Raw genomic sequence first — 17,898 nt, 5'->3', positions numbered from 1 at the left:
TATACTTTCAAGTTAGTGATAATTTAGCTATTAAATGTAAGTTTTATTCTATATTTATAGGATTTTTATTTTAGTATTATTCGTCTTAGATGTTATATACTTCAAAAGCAACAGGTAATGCCAAAGAGGTTTTTATTTTTGTCTACCAAATACCATAATTTGTAATCATTATTATTGCAATTTTTTCTATACCTCTTTGGGATTTATACGTTTTTTGAGCTAGAATAAAATCGTTTCTTCGGGCTTAAAATCCTAAGTAAATTTATATCTCCCCGAGCACATTTAGAAAAAGTAAATTGAAAAGAATTCTAGATGAAAAGTATACCTTTCAAAATCACAAGATTTTCTAAAAAAGATGCAGAAGTATCTTATAAATATCATCTTTGTAAATAGACTTATATCTTGCACATGGCTACGGTTAAAGATAAATTAAGAGAACGGATTAAAGAATTGACTTGTCTCTATGAGGTAACGTCAATTATAGCAAATTCAGATTTTGACCAGTTGGAAATCTCCCTAGAAGCAATTGCATATTGCTTAAAAAATGCATGGCAGTTTGATGCCGTTGCCGAGGTATATTTAAATTTAGGAGAGTACACCATTGAAACCGAAGGTTATAGGGATAGTATGACCATAATGCATACAGATATAAAAGTATTCAACAAGGTTAGTGGTATTGTTAAGGTAGGATATCCAGAAGATAGATATTTTTATGCGGATTTTCTTGCAGAGGAGAAAGACCTTTTGAACAATGTAGCCATAGCTATAGGAAATCTACTAGAAAGAAAGCAGGTAAGGGAAAGCGAGGCAAAGGTAAAACGCCAAATGGAGCGTACGGACCGTCTCCATATTTTAGGTGAAATTACAGCGGGAATAGCTCACGAACTTAATACGCCATTGGCCAATATTTTGGGCTTTACGGAGCTTTTGAAAGAAAGGGTGGGAGATGCAGGAGCATTACGCGATTTGGATAAAATTGTAGAGAATACCATATTTAGCAGGGAGATAGTAAAAAAATTAATGTTTTTTGCTTGTGAAATGCCGCAGGAAATGCAGCCGGTAGAACTAAACCCTATTATAGAAAGTACGCTTAAATTACTAACGCCTTCACTGCGCCCAAAGAATCTTAAACTAACTAAAAAGTTTGGTTCGGATGACATTCGGCTACGGGCAGATAAAGTTCAGTTTACCCAAGTACTTTTTAATTTGGTAATGAACGCAATTTATTATTCTCCAAATAAGGGCACAGTTGGTGTTTCTATTTCTGAGAAAGGAAAAAAAATTCAAATATGTATTTCCGATGAAGGAACGGGAATAGACCCAAAAATTGAGGATAAAATTTTTGAACCGTTTTTTACTACCAAACCTTTGGGTGAAGGTTCGGGACTTGGTCTAAGTGTCGTTCATGGTATTATTAGTAGCCATAAAGGAACCATAGAGCATAAACCGAATAAACCAAAAGGAACTATTTTCATTCTAGATTTTCCTAAATTATAATTATGCTTAAAAAAGAGAACATTTTACTGGTAGATGATGATCTAAATATTCTGGAGCTTTTACAGCGCCATTTGCAATCCATGGATTATCATACCTACAAAGCGGTGTCTGTAAAAGAGGCGCTCTATGTTCTTAAGGATACGTTTATTGATTTGCTGATAACCGATATTCAAATGCCTGAGGTAGACGGGTTACAATTACTAAAATTCACAGATGAGCATTATCCGGAAATCCCCAAACTCGTTATTACCGGTTACCCTTCTGTAGATGGTGCTTTGGAAGTGATTAAATCCGGAGCTACAGATTATTTGACCAAGCCTTTTACAAAAGAAGAGTTGAAACAAGCAGTACACAAAGCTTTTGAGCATGGCAAAAGCAGGAAAGCTGTGAAGTCTAAAACAGGTACAGCAAATAAATCGGGTCATAATGAAATGATAGGCGAATCAGAAGCCTTTCATAAAATTACCGATGTTATTGAAAGGGTCAAGGATAATAAGGCCACCGTTTTGGTAAAAGGAGAAAGTGGTACAGGAAAAGAGCTTGTAGCACGGGCTATCCATTATTCCGGGAAGTTTTCTCGCGCGCCTTTTGTGGCGGTCAATTGTGCGGCAATCCCAGAAAATTTGTTGGAAGCAGAACTTTTTGGTTACGTGAAAGGGGCATTTACAGGAGCTAATGAAAACCGAACAGGATTTTTTCAGGCTGCAGAAGGTGGGACGCTTTTTTAGACGAAATAGGAGCAGCACCTCTAACGGTTCAGACTAAATTATTAAGAGCTTTACAGGAGCGCGAAATCACCAAAGTAGGTGCCATAAAAAAGTGAAAAAGTAGATATCCGTATCATAGCCGCTACAAATGCAGATTTACTGACCGATATAAAGGAAAATCGGTTCAGGGAAGACTTGTATTACCGCCTTACCGTTGTAGAAATAGAAGTACCTCCTTTACGAGACCGTAAAACAGATATTCCATTATTGGTGGATAAGTTTATACTGAAATACGGAGTGGAGTATAAAGACCGATTGCTGAAAATCTCCCCAGATGCCTTAACCGTTCTAAAACGATACAACTGGCCCGGTAACATTAGAGAACTAGAAAATGTGGTGCAACGTGCTGTAATTATGTCTGATGGCATTATTAATATTAAAGACCTTCCTGAAGCTTTAAAATTCCAAATAGACTTTCCTGAAAACGACTTTAAACCTTTACGGGAAATGGAAAAAGAGTACGTGCAGCGCGTACTTCTTCATACCCAAGGCAACAAAACAAAAGCGGCCGAAATTCTTCAAATAGACCGTAAGACCTTACGGGAAAAACTTAAATAATTATATGGGGAGAATGTACTCAATCGGGTAAATTTTCCCCACTTCAGATTTCCTCTTAAAAAATATATGTTTTATTTATACGCTGATAATCAGCGTGTTGTATTTGTGTTCGTTTTTTTTCTTCTGCTAGGCATATATTTTGCCTTTTGATGAGTCGTCAGTTAGAGATGATATAATTGAAAAGTAAAGCGTATGAAGTATGGTAGTCTAGTTTTGGAGAGGAAGGATTATAGGGTTTTAAAAAAATACCTGAAGCAAAATCTCTATATAGAAGATTATTCACATAAAGATGCTTTAGACACTTTAGAGGATAATTTAAAAACGGCATTAATTTTTGAAGAGGAAGATATGCCAGATGATATCATTGGTTTTAATTCAATGGTTACCGTTTCTAGTATTTCAAAATTCGAGTATACTTTTCAATTAGTTTCTCCTCTAAATAATGACCCCAAGAACGGAAAGGTATCCGTTACAAGCACTATGGGTTCTTTGGTTATTGGTAAATCACAGGATGATATCATAAACTACGGACCTCCAGCAGATAGTGTTTCTTTAAAAATATGTAAAGTGGGTAATCTAAAGCTGGAAAAAGTAGAAGTGTAAAACCATTTTTTAACTTAAACATAAAATAGATGATGAAGAAATTTGCATTTGCCTTATTGTTTTCGGCAAGTTTATTACAGGCACAAGAAGAGGTAAAAACTAACACGTCAAACGTTCAGATTGGTGATGTACTTGAAATAGGTACATCTAAGCGCATGGATTATAAACATATAAATTTTCCGAGGGCCAATTTTATTATAAAACGAGGTGGTTTGGCAAATTATAAAGGACTAAAAGGAGATAGAGTTGTGGTAACCGCAATAGAAACGAACAAGGACGGTTCTACCAAAATTAAAATAAAGCGTAAAGACGGTGGTCGTTTCTTTGGAAGCCACCCGGTCGTTACCGCAGATATAAACAATGCACTTGCGGCAGGTGAATTATTAATGAATTAGTTTGATAGTGGTTATGAAGATCTACCCGATTGTCCGCACCTGAGTTTTGTTGAATTCTCAGGAATATCGGGTAGATTTTATACTTAAAATTTTAATCAAATTATAAAATGAATGGGTATAACAGAAGTATTTGCAGTACGTGTAGGTACATTACGCATTGTGTAATCACTACAAATAAAAATACTATTAGCTCTTGTAGTGAATATATTCATCTTTTTGAAAAAGGGCCAATAGATAACACTCGTTCGGTACGGAGAAAACCGCAACCGAAACGAATCATTAGAAATCGAAAGGCCGCAAAGGTCTTATTTTAAGTATAGTTTTATGATAGTAAAAACTCCTGAGCATAAAAAAGCTATTAAGCAAGGTATGCTCTCAAACGTCATGCGACAATTTGATAATGCCGCGGACATCATTGGATTAAACTCTAATATCAGAAAGATATTAGAAGTAACCAATAATGAACTTGTCGTTCATTTTCCTGTAAGAATGGATAATGGCGAGGTTGAAATGTTTACAGGCTATAGGGTACAGCATAATAATGCTCTTGGACCGTACAAAGGTGGTTTACGTTATCACCCAACGGTAGATATAGATGCCGCACGTGCCTTGGCTATGTGGATGACCCAAAAACTTCTTTGGCGGGATTACCGTACGGAGGTGCAAAGGGGGGTATTCAATTGGATCCTACCAAATACTCTAATGCAGAACTAGAGCGTATTACTAGAAGGTTTACGTATGCATTGGGGGATAACATTGGACCGGAATTAGATATTCCTGCTCCAGATGTAAATACCAACCCACAGACTATGGCATGGATTTTAGACACGTATATGTCTACAAAATCGCCTGCAGAAAGGTCTACGAACATGCACGTTGTTACCGGTAAGCCAATTGGTGCCGGAGGTTCTCAAGGTAGAGATAGAGCTACCGGTTATGGCGTTTTTCTCAATATTAAATTTTGGGCAGAACACAAGAAAATTGACTTGAAAGACAAACGTTTTACTGTTCAAGGTTTTGGTAATGTAGGATATTGGGCGGCTTATTTTCTTGAAAAAGAAGGAGCTTCAATGATTGCAGTTCAAGATGCTTACGGAAGTATAATTAACGAAGAAGGTATTTCTGTAGACGATTTATTGGCATATACTAAAGCAAATAAAGGCAGTATCATGGGCTTTGCAGGAGCAGAAACTTTAGACAAGGCAAACTTCTTTGGTTTGGATTGCGATATCTGTATCCCAGCCGCATTAGGAAATGTAATTACTGCTGCTAATGCCCCGAAAATAAAGGCGTATCTAATTGCAGAAGGTGCAAACGGACCTACCGATGTTGAGGCAGAAGAGATTTTACTGAAAAAAGGAGTTACCATTTTACCGGACATTCTTTGTAATTCTGGTGGGGTAATAGGAAGTTATTTTGAATGGCTTCAGAACCGAAACGGTGAAATCTGGCAAATGGACGAAGTATTAGAGAAACTGGAGAAAAAATTAAAAGAATCTTTTACTAAGGTAATGGAAACTTCAGCACAAAGAGGTATTGATATGCGTACAGCAGCGTTTATCATAGCAATAGAAAGGCTTGAGGAAACTTATGTTCAAAGAGGAATTTTTCCATAAATAAAAGTGAGATGAAATACGGTGGCTTGGTTATAGAAAAGAAAGAATATGTACTGTTGAAAAGGTTCATGAACCTTTCGGGCTATTACAAAGATGAAACTTTGCGTAAATCGGTAGAGAAATTAGTGGGTGAGCTAGAGTCGGCACAAATATATGATGAGGCAGAAATGCCCGAAGATGTTATCCGCTTTAATTCTACCATTACTATTGTCTCAGAAAATGGATGGCAAAAGAAGTTTAAGCTGGTCGTTCCAACAGAGAGTGATGTAAACAATGGTAGAATATCAATTTTAACGCCAATGGGTGCAGCTGTAATTGGTTATGCACAAGGCGATGCGTTAATATGGGATTTTCCTGCTGGCGAGCAGCGTATGCTTATAGAACTTGTAGAACAAGAACACAAATACATTAATATAAATAGTTTATAATATTAAAGGTAGCTAATTGGTGCTCTCCTTTTGGTAAGTAAATTAATGGCAATTTTTTTACTTTGCTAAAACCTAAAAGGGGAGACAAGCTATCTAAATTTTAGGCAAACTGGCTGTGGTAGCTTCACTTCGTTACCTGTAAATGACAAAAGACCAGTGGCAGTATCTCTCTTAAATACTGCAATATTGTTAGACTTTCTATTCGCTACTAACAGAAAATTATTATCCGGTGATAAGGTGAAGTTTCTTGGCCAATCTCCTTGAACGGATTCTGTATCCAATAAATTCATTTGGCCATCATCCGAAACGGAAAAAACGGCAACACTATTATGCCCGCGATTACTGGCATATAGAAATTTAGCGTCATTACTTAAGTGAATATCTGCACATGCATTTGGTCCATCATATTCTTCTGGAAGTGTGCTTTTTTTATCAATTTTAGTAAATATCCCCGTTTTAGTATCCATATCTGCTGAGACCACAGAGCTATACAATTCATTGATTATGAAGACCCTGTTTTTTGTAGGGTGAAAAATAAGATGACGAGGCCCATCGCCTGGATCTAATTGTAAAGCGGTATGTTCTTTTCCTAAGGTACCGTCACTATTAATTGGGTAAGCCAATACTTTATCTATTCCTAAATCTACGGCATAAAGAAAATCTCCAGCCTTACTAAATTTCACGCAATGTGCATGGGGAGACTTTTGATTGTCATGCGGCCCTTTACCTATGTGTTGGCGAGCTTCTGGCTCACCCGTAATTTTTCCGTTTTCATCTACTTTATATAGTACTATACCGCCTGAGCCGTAATTAGCAGCAGCAAGAAGGTCCTCATTCGAACTTAGTTCAATATAGCAAGCACCATCGCCTTCACTAGATACATTAGCAATTTTATTTAACTTAACACCTTCATTATCCCACTCAAATGCAGATACACTACCTGGTTTTGTTCCGTTAGAAGAATACACCTTTTTACCGTCTTTTGAAAGATAGAGGTAACCAGAATTATCTTCTTTTACTAAATGCTCTGAGTTTGTCATTTCTCCCGTCTCAGGATTAAAGTCCAGTTGATAAATACCTTGCTCATCTCCACTTGCGTGAGTACCTACCAATAGTTTTAAATTCGGTTTTTTAACCTCCTGTTCAACCTCTTTCATAGTAGTTTTTTTAGGTTCGTTCTTGCATGATATGACTACCGTTGCGAGGATAAAACATACTAAGTAATTGGAAAAATTTTTCATGTTAAAAATGAGGTTAATTTAGTGTTGAACGTCTAATTTAAGTTTCTTTTCAAAACCTAAGAAACCGTAAGATAACTCTATAAAGTTTACGTTGGTATTTTTAGGTATTTTGAGTTTGGAAGCAAATATCCCAGTATTTACACCAGTTTCCGTTAGCTGAATTTTTTCAACTTTCTCACCTTGTTTTAAAAGTAGCCAACCTTTATCTATGGCGTTTCTATCAATATTTAAAGCAGCATTTAGTTGTATGGTGATGGTTTGACCTTGTTTTACAGATGAGATTTCCTCTTTAAAATCACCATCAAAAACCTTAAGTTTATGGCTGCCTAATGTAGAAAAGGTCAAAGTAGCTTGCCAGCCTCGGTTAGAAACTCCCCAGCCTTCGGTCGCATACGCATTTTTACCAAAAATTCGACCTTCATTTTTTCCTTCAATGGCATCAATTTTTTCAGCAATCGGGAATTGACTGTCTAATGGAGAACCATCTAATGTACCCCTAACGCTACCTAATTCTCCGTAACCATGTGGGTGAGATTGTGGCCAACCTTTTTCAACACCATTCCAATACCCGTTAATTTTTACACGTGCCTCGCTTTTATTGCTCAGGTGTGTGCCTACGGGATTAACACCAAAAACAAAATCTGTCTGAGCCCAGCCCAACGCCCTAAGATCAGGGTCGTTCAATAAATGGGCTATGGCGAACATAGACCCACCCAAAGCGGGAGCACCTCCTAATTCTTTAGTTTTTGGATGTGCCCATTCTGTTTCACTGTGCTTACGATATTTCCAAAAATTATTGCTCTTTTGTTTTATATGAAGGGCCCAGCCTTCTAATTTTTCTTTAGTTCCCTCAGGTGCTTTTTCTGGTGCTAAAAGAAGAAAATAAGTAGGGATTGTGGAGTGATATGTTCGGCATTTCTTATCCACCACATGTGTCGTGGATTGTTAAAGTCCCAGTTCTTTATAATATCCGAAGCACCTGATTGTGCCCACTTTAAGAACTTCTCGGGAGAGCCGTCTTTTTCATGCCTTTCGGATTCGTACATAAAGAGATTACGAAAAACCGATTGCCCGTAAGCATTGCCCATTTCATTAAATTCCTGAAAGCCTTCATCTACCCATTTTGTACTATAGGTCCAGAACCGTACTACTTTATGGCGGTCATATGCTTCCCAATTATCCAAACAAACTTTTCTATATTTCTGATAGGTTTCTTCGGCTAAATATGGTTTTAGAAATGAGTGATATGCTGCACAAACTACTGCCAATTGGTCTAATGTATTCCAGTAATCATAGGTCATTCTGGGTTGTCCTTGATAGCCCAAAGTGCCGTGGCGCGTTTTTACAGGGCCGTTATAATCAACATATTTGTAAGCAAACTCAGCATGCCAAAGAATGAGCTCTATAAGGTCGGCTACTTTTTTATCACCCATTTCCGTTTTCCAGTTGTCAAATAGAGCTGGATTACTTGCGTATTGCAATATTTCAAAGATGGTTTCAAGTCCGTAAGCCCCACCATCCCGCGTTGGACCACCACCGTATACGGCAGCCATATCATAGGTGCTCAAATCCTCGAATCCCCGTGCATCAACAAAAAAATCATAAGCTAGTTTTGAGGATGCCGTTTCCATAAGGTGGTCGGCCACAAAGAATGGTACCGAACTGCCGTGCCCATCAACTTTAATTACAAATTCGTTTTGAGCTTCTTTTGGCTCAAATTCTGAGAACCAACCTTCGTTATTCAATATTTTTCCTTCAAACACCACTACATCCAAAGTGGTGTTTATAATATGGAAAGGTGTATCGTTTTGAGCGCCATAACATACAAAACGTTTGGATTCCCCTAAATTATAACCCAATTGGTTGACATAAGGTTCATACTTTTTTGAATCAATAGTTGTTTCTTGTGCGATACAATAGGTAGAGGCACATAATAGGGCAGCTAACAGTATTCTTTTCATCAGTCTTTAATTACTTGTATTAGGAACTTTTACTCGTTTACCGCGTATTGAACTCTTAGTTTACCAAGCTCTTTTTTCATTTCCAAAATTTGCTTTGCTTAAGGAAGCTGAGTTGTACATATTGTTCATTTCCGAAGGGTCTTTTTCCAAATCATAAAACTCCCATTCTTCCCCGTTTGGAACATCTTCCCCATAAAAGCGAATGAGCTTGTAACGTTTATTGGCAACCCCTTCATGCTTACGTACCGCATGAGCACCCGGATACTCGTAGTAATGGTAGTACATAGATTTGCGCCAGTTTTTAGGTGCTTTCCCTTTCAAAAGGGGTACGACACTTTTACCCTGCATATCATCTGGAATAGGAGCATCGGCAAGGTCAAGAAAGGTTTCGGCAAAGTCTATGTTCTGTACCAAATCGGTATTTACGCTTCCAGCCTTAACTTTTCCATACCATTTTACAATAAGCGGTGTCCGAAACGATTCTTCGTACATAAAACGCTTATCGAACCAACCATGTTCACCCATGTAAAAACCTTGGTCAGAAGAGTAGATTACTATAGTGTTTTCATCAAGACCTTGCTCCTTAAGTGACTTCATTATTTGACCCACACTCTCATCTACAGACCAAATACAACGTAAGTAATCTTTCATGTAGGTTTGGTATTTCCATTTAACAAGCTCTTTGCCCTTAAGATTGTCTTGGGCAAATTTTGTATAGCGTTCCTTATATCTTGGGTCGTTAGCATAACGTTCGCCTTCAGCCTTTAAATCGGAATCAATTTTCATGCTTGTGGCAATATCCATTTCTTGCTTATGAGCGGCCGTAGTACGTGTAGCGTAATCGTCAAAAAAGTTATCTGGCTCAGGGATTTCTATATCCTCATATTTGTTCATGTAGCGTTCAGCCGGATCCCAATTACGGTGCGGCGCTTTGTGGTGTACCATAATCATAAATGGCTTGTCTTGGTCGCGTTCGTTTTCTAACCAATTCAGGGCGCGGTCGGTAATAACGTCGGTAACGTATTCGCCTTTGTAGTTGGTATCGCCTTCTTCGGTTATAAAATCAGGATTATAATATTTTCCTTGTCCTTAGAGTACTTCCCAATAATCAAAACCTTGCATTTTTCCCGGAAGGTGAATTTTCCCGATCATAGCAGTTTGATAACCATTGGTACGTAGTATTTTTTGAAACTGCTGCTGATCATGGTCAAAAACGGTTTTCTTAGTGTTGTCCAGTTTTTTATGAAGATGGCTCATTTTACCCGTCAATAATGTAGCCCTACTTGGTGCACAGATAGAGTTTTCAACATAGGCCTTATCAAAACGCATTCCTTCTGCGGCCAGTTTATCTATGTTGGGAGTTGGGTTCAAGCTTTGTAGTCTACCACCGTAAGCTCCAATAGTTTGGTAAGAATGGTCATCAGAAAAAATCCAGACAATATTAGGTTTCTTTTCTTGGGCAATAGTGAGTAATGGGAGCAGGTAAGCTACCAGACAGATTAGTTTATTCAGTTTCATATTGTGGTATTTATTAGTTTAGTTATTTCAAAATTGGCAAGGTGTTCTTTATAATTTGCCAATCTCTCTATTTTCGGTTCCAGACTCGATACCTACATTTAAGTCACCCAATTCTTTACGCGCTTTTTCTACAACTACCATCAATTCTTTTACTTTTTCCGGGTGATAAGCAATTACATTATATCGTTCTCCTGGATCACGCATCATATTGTAAAGTTCAGGTTGTTCTACAACAGTCTTTAATCTTTTTCCGCCATGCCCATCGTTGCCGCTTTCTGTGTTATAACTGCTATAGGTATGGGGAAGTACGAGTTTCCAATTACCTTTTCTAACTCCGTTTAAGTTGTTCTTTCCGTGATAATACAATATGGTGTTACGAGGCGTTTCTGTAAACTGTCCTTTCCAAAGAGATGATATATCTACGCCGTCTATTTTGTTGTTGGATAGTTTTCCGTTGGTTATCGCCGCGAATGTGGGAAGCAAATCTACCGCACAAGCCAGTTTATGAGAAACAGTCCCTTCTGGAGTATTTGAGGCCACCGAATGATAAAAGGAACCCGTTGCCCACCTTCCCAGCTGGTGGTTTTTCCTTCTCTTAATCCGCCCGAAGAACCTGCGTGGTTACCGTAGTTTAACCATGGTCCGTTGTCCGTTGTGAAAATAAAAATAGTGTTATCCGCAACACCATTTCGTTTTAAGGCTTTATCTATTTCTCCAACAGACCAATCAATTTCCATCATTACATCGCCATAAAGACCTTGCTCACTCTTGCCCTTAAATTTGTCAGAAACTCCTAAAGGTATATGAGCCATGGTATGTGGCACATAAAGGAAAAAGGGTTCGCTGGCGTTTCGGTCTATAAAATCTACCGCTTTTTCTGTATAAAGGGTGGTCAATTTATCTTGGTCTTTTAAGCTTTTAACGTACGCTATGGTTTCGTTTCCTTCTATAATTGGTAAATCAGGAAACTGAGCTCTGTTCTTCTCTGCAGAAAGATGTTCTCCCGTAGCACTATCGTGCGGCCACATATCGTTAGAGTAGGGTAGGCCAACAAACTCATCAAAACCATGTTGTAACGGTAAAAACTCTTTCTGCCATCCCAAGTGCCATTTTCCGAAACAAGCTGTTTTATAATCCTGTTCTTTGAACATTTCAGCAATAGTAAGTTCATCTTTGTTCAAGCCGATTTCATGTCGTGGAAATAGTGCACCGGAAAACCCGATTCTATTGGGATAACACCCAGTTAGTATTCCCGCTCTTGAAGCACTGCATACAGGCTGTGCGGAGTAATAATTAGTAAAACGTGTTCCTTTGGCGGCCAGTTGGTCAATGTTAGGGGTTTCAAATCCTGTAGCGCCATATACGCCAACATCACCATAACCCTCGTCATCAATAAAAACCAGAACTACATTGGGACGGTCTTTATCTTGGTTTTGGGCAATGGAGAAATTAAAGGAAAGCAACGTAATGAAAGCGAGAAAAATAGATGTGTTGTTCATGTAAACAGTGGTTTGGTAGTTTGTATACTATGGAAAGGACTTTTCTGTGTAAAAGAGGATATATTAAGGCGCTATCCAACAAAAAAGTCCTTTGCTAAATTTAAGATAATAATTAGGTTTTTACCACTGTTTAACAACCAGACATTAGACTGTTATAATTCTATTTTAGGGCCTGTTTTATCGTCCTTCTGGGTTCTTATTTTGTTTGGGTGCCTGTGCAAAATAAACTTCAGGTTTGTGCCATACACCTGTTTTTTTATACGAAGGGTCATCAACATCAAGGCTCAAATCGCAATCAAATCTTGCCAAAATGGAATATCCTTTTTTAGGAGTATTACTGGCATTGGTAAAATGGCAAAGCCCCCAAGAAACTCCTCTTCCATCACCTGAATCCGTAAAGGCATCTGCAGCAAAAGGAGCAGCTGCAGTAGGTGCTAATGATACCACAGAAGCAATTTCAAAATTAACACCGTCTTTTGCATATTGCATGGTGTACCTTTCGTTACCATCTTTTATCGCCAACGTTGCCACACCTTCTTTAAATGGGAAGTAAGTGGTTTCATGCCCAGAAGTCATAACGGGGTTTAAAGGGTGTTTTTCAAATGGACCTAAGGGGTCAGTGGCAATAGCAAGACCATGACCAACAGCATATTTATCGCGAATGTCAGGCCACTTGTTGTAAGCAGCTTTGTAGTACAGGTGAATTTTTCCTTTGTAAACAATGGGTTGTGGGTCATGCGTAGCATCTTGATCCCATTCTCCTTTTTTTCCAAAGGGAATTACAGAATCACCTCCATGTGTCCAAGGACCACTGGGCGAATCCGCATAGGAAACAGATACCGGACACCAGTCACCTCTTAGTCCGCTAGGCTCGTTAAATGCTTGATAGTATAAATAGTATTTTCCTTTCCAAATCAGAATATCCGGTGTGGCTACTGAACGCCATCCTGCTTTTGGCTTTTCTGGTCTTCCAACAGCTATACCTTCTTCTTTCCATGTGGTTCCGTCTTCGCTGGTAGCATACCAAATATCACATAAATCCCAATCCGTAGAGGGAATTTCATCCGTAGCTTCATTGGCACGGTCCCAACCAATTGGCGGTACTTTGGTATCTCTTTTAGTATAGTACAGATAGTATTTTCCATCCACTAAAATAGGTCTGGAAGGATCACGTCTAGAAACGGTGCCGTCCCCATTGTTGTAATCAAATCCCTTTAGTTCAGTGTATTTAAATTGAGAAAAAAGCTCATTGTCCTGAACGCGTGGCGTAGGGTAGTTGAACATACGTTCTGCTGCTGCACTTAATGGCATATCCGGTTTTTCGGAAGGCATTTTATGAGGAAAAACTTGGTGTTCCTTAGGTGTTGAATCTTCCGTTGAAGCCGACTTGGCTTCCGTTTTTTGGTCTGAACAAGCGATAAGCGAAGCTACCGCAAAAAGACTTAATGTGGACCGCTTCAAAAAAGAATGGACTTGCATAGATGTGATTTTATAGTTAGAACTGAGTTTGTTTTGTAGTACTAACTTTAGTTAGCTATTTTTTCAATTTTCAACGGAATCTGTATATTGAAAGATTCACGTATACCATTGGCATCAAGTGTATCCGCAGCACATAGGAGCGCGATTGGTTCACCATTCTCCATGTACACTTGTGGTCGTTCTAAATGTTCAAATTGTTGTTTTCTCCCATTCTCCCATTCAACAATACGTTTTGAGATTTCAAAATTCTTAGCGGCATTCCAATGTATCCCATCTTCGGAATCATAATGTACCAAAGAGAATTCGCGAGTTTTACCTTCGTGTTTTATACGTTTTACAATAGCTCTGAATTTACCGTCCTGGTACCAAATATAAGGGTCTTCGGCAGGAAAGCGTTCGCCTTCAAAAGTAAAAACGGGATCAGGGTATTTCTTAAAAGGACCGGTAGGTGAATCTGAAATAGCCACCATATGAACAACAGGGCCACCTCCCAAGTGGGTCATTTTTACCCACAGCCTTATACACCATTAAAATTTTACCATCTGGCATTTGACATACGGAAGGATTGGAAGTCATTAAAGCATCTAGGGCGTCTTCGTTAGGTGCAATATCTAACACAGGCTCATCAAATCGTTTCCATGGTCCGTTAGGTGAATCCGCTACAGCTACGCCTATACGTTGGTTATTACGGTGTACCCAGTTAATCTTAGGTTTGCCGGGAACACTTACAATCTTTTTGTCTCCCGTATTACCCATATAATACAAGTAGTATTTTCCGTTGAACTTATGTACAGTTGGGTTATGGGTCGTAGAACCATCCCAGAATTCTACACCACGGTCCGGTAGGGCAAAGTCTTTATGCTCAAATGGACCAAAGGGCGATTCTGATACCGCATGGGCAATCACGGAATAGTTTACCCATTCCCAACCAATATTTTTAGGCCATTGGGAGTAAAACATGTGGTAGAGTCCGTCTTCACCTTTTACCATAGAACCGCCCCAAATACTGAGACTGTCATTCCGGAATACGGACTCTGGTGAAACTTTTCCGAATTCTATTTTGTAGTCGGGAACTGCTTTGGCGGTAGCTGCTTCATTTTTTGCTGATGCAGTAGTTTCTGTATCCGATTTTTTTTCGCTTTTACAGGAGAAGAGCAAACAGACAGTTGCTAAGGCCGCGATTATATTCAGTTTTTTCATAGTTGTATTCTTTTTGTTGAACCGAGTTATGAAAGAGAAGCTCTTCACTCGTTATTTGTTTTACAGTTAATTTGAATTTTCAGAGTCGTTATCTATTAATATTTCTCAAAGTGTATACATACCTTGGTTTGGACCATTCACTTTCTCCTTTTTTTGTTTTTTTCATGATGCTCACAAAGTGTGGGTCATCGCCTTCAAAATCAATTACCGTCATTCCTTTTGTTCGTGTAGCGTTTTTGAAAGGAAGGTAACTGGCTCTAGTGCCATACCTTACCACATAGCTCGTGTCATCTGTTTCACCAGAATAGCCAACTACAAGCTTATCACCAACTATAAAAGCATCCCAGATTACAGGCGGAAGCTCTTTACCACTTGGACTTCCTGTTCGTGTTTCGGAAGATTTACTTATCCCTTTCTCATTTGTAGCAATAAGTTGAAAAATATATTCCTTTCCGTTTTTCAAGTTTTCGATTTCTAGGAAATTGGTTGTAGTCTTTTCGGATTTTACCAGTTCACCATTGGTATTTTGATGGATGACATGATAAGTGTCCGCACCAAAAACAGGATTAAAATGAATCCGAACCGATGTATTTCCGGACTCTATTTGAGAAATAGAAGGCTGTTCAGGAACCGTAATGGCAACACTTTTATGAAACCTCTTATAACCATTAGGAGAAAGTAGGTTGATGTTTAAACTAGATATGTCACTTAAGTATGGTTTCCAGTTAATGTTATTTTCTGTTGGACCAGCTCCCGGTTTTAATACCGGTATTTCTATACTATTTTGGGCCAGTGTGTCTCCTTTTGAATCATGGACAGACCATAATAAACGGTGATTTTTTAAAGTATAGCTAGGATAATCTCCTGAGTTTTTAGGAGTAATTGAAATATTTACATTTCCTTTTCTTGCATCTAAATCTGATACTTCAATTTGTTGAATAGGGCTATGTTCATTTTCTATTCGATTATATAATTTTCGTTTTTGGCGCCATGTGTTTACAAGTCCCCAAACTCGGTTTTCTTCTGGAGAGGTTGCGGCGTAGCCACTTCGGTAATCGTTGAATGTCCATAATGAAGCTCCGATTACAAAAGGATTCTTGCCTCGTAAGCTGTTGTTCCACTCGGATATTTCAGGAATATCACCATCCAAAGAAGTAGTGGCCATAGGTTGTATTCCATATTCTGAGATGAAAATAGGTTTGTTGGGCCATTTAGAACGCAGGGTTTTAAATACTTTATCTGGCTTGCCTTGAAACGGATATAGATTGTGCATAATAATATCCACTAAACTATTGGGGTCGTTCTCTGGATTAGCCGTATTGCGCCACCCGCTATTACTTACGCAGGTAACTAAACGATAGGGGTCTAGCTCATTTTTGACATAATCAATCGTCAATTTGGCATAATCAAAATGGTCTTTTAGTTCATTGCCCACGCTCCATCCAATAATACTGGGGTGGTTAATATCTCTTTCAATCATCTCTTTCAACCATTGTTTGGCTAAAGGGTAATGCGGAGCCGTAAACTCAGGATTGGTGAGCTCACGTACGTTAACTTCCTCAAAAATTAGGATACCTTTTGCATCGCAACGTTCAATTAACTTTTTATTCTGTGTGCCGTGCATGATCCGCATAAAGTTGGCACCAGCGTTTTTCATAAGGTCCACATCTTTATTTGTTAAATATTGTGGTTCAGAAGATCCCCAATATCTGTGGTCGCTCACTCTATTAAAACCAGCCAGACGTACAGGTTCTCCATTTAGAATTAATTTAGAGTCCGTCAATTCTATTTTTCTAATTCCAAAACGGTCTTTCTGAGTATCTAAGACTTGCTCGTTTTCGGTAGCGGTAGTTGTAATGTGATATAAATTGGGCGTATCAAAATGCCATAATTTCACATCATTTGCAGGCAACGTAGTTGCTAATTGAACCTCTTTTGTGCTGTTAGCAGGTATGGTAATCGTATGTTGTAAGTCGGGCGTAGATGCTTCGTCTATTGTAGAAGTTAATAAAATGGTTCTATTTTGTGCCGATGAATTTTTAACTCGGATTTTGAGTTTCAAGTTGGCCGTACCTTTTTTCAGGTCTGGGTCTGCATGAACATATTGATAACTGATGCGGACATCATTATTTTTGACCAGATGAACATCTCGGATAATTCCACCCCAATTCCATGTAGCACCAACTAATGCACTATTGTCCACTTCTACGGCCAACACATTGGGACCGTTAAAATCGAGTTTATCGGTCACGTCAAATTCAAAAGGGGTAAAACCACCTTGATGATTGCCTACCAGTTCTCCGTTCAAAAAAACTTTAGCAATGTCATAGACAGCATCAAATTTAAGTCGTACTCTTTCTTTGGAGTTCGCTTTCCAGTTTGGCGGAAGATTGAAATCTTTACGGTACCACCCTTTTCCTGTATAATTGGAAAATTCATTAAGCATACCCCAATGTCCCGGTACGCTTAGGTCATTCCAGTTGGAATCATCAAAATCCGATTGAAAAATGTTTGCTTTTTCCGCAACCGATGTCTCCATTTTTTCTTTGGATATTGGCCTGAACATTACGGCATCGGCGGTTACGGTCCAAGCTGTAATAGCGGTTACTTCAATATAGCTATCTAAGGTTTTGTCAAAGCTGAAAATGCCCAAACTAAGCCATTGGTCGCAGCGATTTCGTTGATTAAAATATGAAGCCGTAATCCCATTGGCATGGTTTACGTTCAATTCTGCCGTTAAATGAGATGCGAAAGGAAAGCGAACAAAAGCTTCGTATAGTCCAGATTGTAATAAATCTGGGCTATAACGTACATAATTGCCTTCGGATTCCCCTGTCTTAAAATCCCTTTGTAAGTAATTTTCACCAAAAAAACCGGACCCGCGGTCGCCCTTTGTCTTCGTTAGCCAATCGCCTTGTATCTCTACCAGTTCGGTATTGGTATTGTCTATTATAATATCCTCCGGTGTTTCAGAAATATCAATATAATTTGAGCCTTCACCGTAAATGGTGTGGAATTTCCAATTACCACTAAGCAAAAGTTGCTCCTCACCAGAGGAGTTTCCTTTTTCCGTTTGGGCATAACAAATTCCAAAGACAAGAAAGAGTATACGGAATGCCAAATACTTTAAATTCAT

13 protein-coding genes and 3 pseudogenes are annotated in these 17,898 nt (G+C 38.6%); 6 read left to right on the top strand and 10 right to left on the bottom strand.

Features of this window, described 5'->3' with window-relative positions:
- Positions 1-408: 408 nt before the first annotated feature.
- The 6 genes and pseudogenes from Q5W13_RS00220 to Q5W13_RS00190 all read left to right on the top strand — a co-directional run bounded on the left by Q5W13_RS00220 (position 409) and on the right by Q5W13_RS00190 (position 5,864).
- Positions 409-1,497 (top strand): sensor histidine kinase, encoded by a 1,089-nt coding sequence (locus Q5W13_RS00220; protein WP_304444924.1) that lies wholly within the window; start codon positions 409-411, stop codon positions 1,495-1,497.
- Positions 1,497-2,822, top strand: a pseudogene (locus Q5W13_RS24460) (sigma-54-dependent transcriptional regulator). Before Q5W13_RS00220 ends, Q5W13_RS24460 begins: the two are co-directional and overlap by 1 nt.
- 192 nt (positions 2,823-3,014) lie before the next feature.
- Positions 3,015-3,425 carry a GreA/GreB family elongation factor gene (locus tag Q5W13_RS00205; RefSeq protein WP_155597011.1) on the top strand — a complete coding sequence of 137 codons (411 nt, stop codon included), beginning with the start codon at positions 3,015-3,017 and terminating at the stop codon, positions 3,423-3,425.
- A gap of 29 nt (positions 3,426-3,454) precedes the next feature.
- Positions 3,455-3,820 (top strand): hypothetical protein, encoded by a 366-nt coding sequence (locus Q5W13_RS00200; RefSeq protein ID WP_237332330.1) that lies wholly within the window; start codon positions 3,455-3,457, stop codon positions 3,818-3,820.
- Positions 3,821-4,144: 324 nt separating this feature from the next.
- Positions 4,145-5,436 (top strand): annotated as a pseudogene (locus Q5W13_RS00195) (Glu/Leu/Phe/Val family dehydrogenase).
- A gap of 11 nt (positions 5,437-5,447) precedes the next feature.
- A complete protein-coding gene (locus Q5W13_RS00190; protein WP_155597009.1) occupies positions 5,448-5,864 on the top strand; it encodes a GreA/GreB family elongation factor in 417 nt (138 codons plus the stop codon).
- An 89-nt stretch (positions 5,865-5,953) separates the two neighbouring features.
- On the opposite strand, the gene Q5W13_RS00185 is transcribed toward Q5W13_RS00190, so the two are convergent.
- The 10 genes and pseudogenes from Q5W13_RS00185 to Q5W13_RS00135 form a co-directional block, all read right to left on the bottom strand.
- Positions 5,954-7,021 (bottom strand): lactonase family protein, encoded by a 1,068-nt coding sequence (locus Q5W13_RS00185; protein ID WP_304444923.1) that lies wholly within the window; start codon positions 7,019-7,021, stop codon positions 5,954-5,956.
- A gap of 102 nt (positions 7,022-7,123) precedes the next feature.
- A complete protein-coding gene (locus Q5W13_RS00180; RefSeq protein WP_304444922.1) occupies positions 7,124-8,035 on the bottom strand; it encodes a hypothetical protein in 912 nt (303 codons plus the stop codon).
- Positions 7,975-9,066: an early set domain-containing protein gene (locus tag Q5W13_RS00175; protein ID WP_304444921.1), complete on the bottom strand. Its 1,092-nt coding sequence runs from the start codon at positions 9,064-9,066 to the stop codon at positions 7,975-7,977. The genes Q5W13_RS00180 and Q5W13_RS00175 overlap by 61 nt, the downstream gene beginning before the upstream one ends.
- 60 nt (positions 9,067-9,126) lie before the next feature.
- Positions 9,127-10,584, bottom strand: a pseudogene (locus Q5W13_RS00165) (sulfatase family protein).
- Between the two features lie 48 nt (positions 10,585-10,632).
- The gene (locus tag Q5W13_RS00160; protein WP_304444920.1) at positions 10,633-11,067 is read right to left on the bottom strand and encodes an alkaline phosphatase family protein; all 435 of its coding nucleotides are present in this window, start codon (positions 11,065-11,067) and stop codon (positions 10,633-10,635) included.
- A gap of 2 nt (positions 11,068-11,069) precedes the next feature.
- Positions 11,070-12,083: a sulfatase-like hydrolase/transferase gene (locus Q5W13_RS00155; RefSeq protein WP_304444919.1), complete on the bottom strand. Its 1,014-nt coding sequence runs from the start codon at positions 12,081-12,083 to the stop codon at positions 11,070-11,072.
- A gap of 177 nt (positions 12,084-12,260) precedes the next feature.
- A complete protein-coding gene (locus Q5W13_RS00150; RefSeq protein ID WP_038234035.1) occupies positions 12,261-13,562 on the bottom strand; it encodes a glycoside hydrolase family 117 protein in 1,302 nt (433 codons plus the stop codon).
- Positions 13,563-13,609: 47 nt separating this feature from the next.
- Positions 13,610-14,056, bottom strand: a complete 447-nt coding sequence (locus Q5W13_RS00145; RefSeq protein WP_304444918.1) for a glycoside hydrolase family protein — start codon at positions 14,054-14,056, stop codon at positions 13,610-13,612.
- Positions 13,995-14,762, bottom strand: a complete 768-nt coding sequence (locus Q5W13_RS00140) for a glycoside hydrolase family protein (RefSeq protein ID WP_304444917.1) — start codon at positions 14,760-14,762, stop codon at positions 13,995-13,997. The genes Q5W13_RS00145 and Q5W13_RS00140 overlap by 62 nt, the downstream gene beginning before the upstream one ends.
- A gap of 88 nt (positions 14,763-14,850) precedes the next feature.
- Positions 14,851-17,898 (bottom strand): glycoside hydrolase family 2 TIM barrel-domain containing protein, encoded by a 3,048-nt coding sequence (locus tag Q5W13_RS00135; RefSeq protein ID WP_304444916.1) that lies wholly within the window; start codon positions 17,896-17,898, stop codon positions 14,851-14,853.

Source organism: Zobellia laminariae (assembly GCF_030553095.1).
In the GTDB taxonomy this organism is placed as follows: Bacteria; Bacteroidota; Bacteroidia; order Flavobacteriales; family Flavobacteriaceae; genus Zobellia; species Zobellia laminariae.
This window is presented reverse-complemented; position numbering and strand designations above follow the sequence as displayed.

Coding starts and splice junctions, on each gene's coding strand:
- Q5W13_RS00220 (WP_304444924.1), top strand. CDS start 409: ATGGCTACGGTTAAAGATAAATTAAGAGAACGGATTAAAGAATTGACT.
- Q5W13_RS00205 (WP_155597011.1), top strand. CDS start 3,015: ATGAAGTATGGTAGTCTAGTTTTGGAGAGGAAGGATTATAGGGTTTTA.
- Q5W13_RS00200 (WP_237332330.1), top strand. CDS start 3,455: ATGATGAAGAAATTTGCATTTGCCTTATTGTTTTCGGCAAGTTTATTA.
- Q5W13_RS00190 (WP_155597009.1), top strand. CDS start 5,448: ATGAAATACGGTGGCTTGGTTATAGAAAAGAAAGAATATGTACTGTTG.
- Q5W13_RS00185 (WP_304444923.1), bottom strand. CDS start 7,021: ATGAAAGAGGTTGAACAGGAGGTTAAAAAACCGAATTTAAAACTATTG.
- Q5W13_RS00175 (WP_304444921.1), bottom strand. CDS start 9,066: ATGAAAAGAATACTGTTAGCTGCCCTATTATGTGCCTCTACCTATTGT.
- Q5W13_RS00155 (WP_304444919.1), bottom strand. CDS start 12,083: ATGAACAACACATCTATTTTTCTCGCTTTCATTACGTTGCTTTCCTTT.
- Q5W13_RS00150 (WP_038234035.1), bottom strand. CDS start 13,562: ATGCAAGTCCATTCTTTTTTGAAGCGGTCCACATTAAGTCTTTTTGCG.
- Q5W13_RS00140 (WP_304444917.1), bottom strand. CDS start 14,762: ATGAAAAAACTGAATATAATCGCGGCCTTAGCAACTGTCTGTTTGCTC.
- Q5W13_RS00135 (WP_304444916.1), bottom strand. CDS start 17,898: ATGAATTTAAAGTATTTGGCATTCCGTATACTCTTTCTTGTCTTTGGA.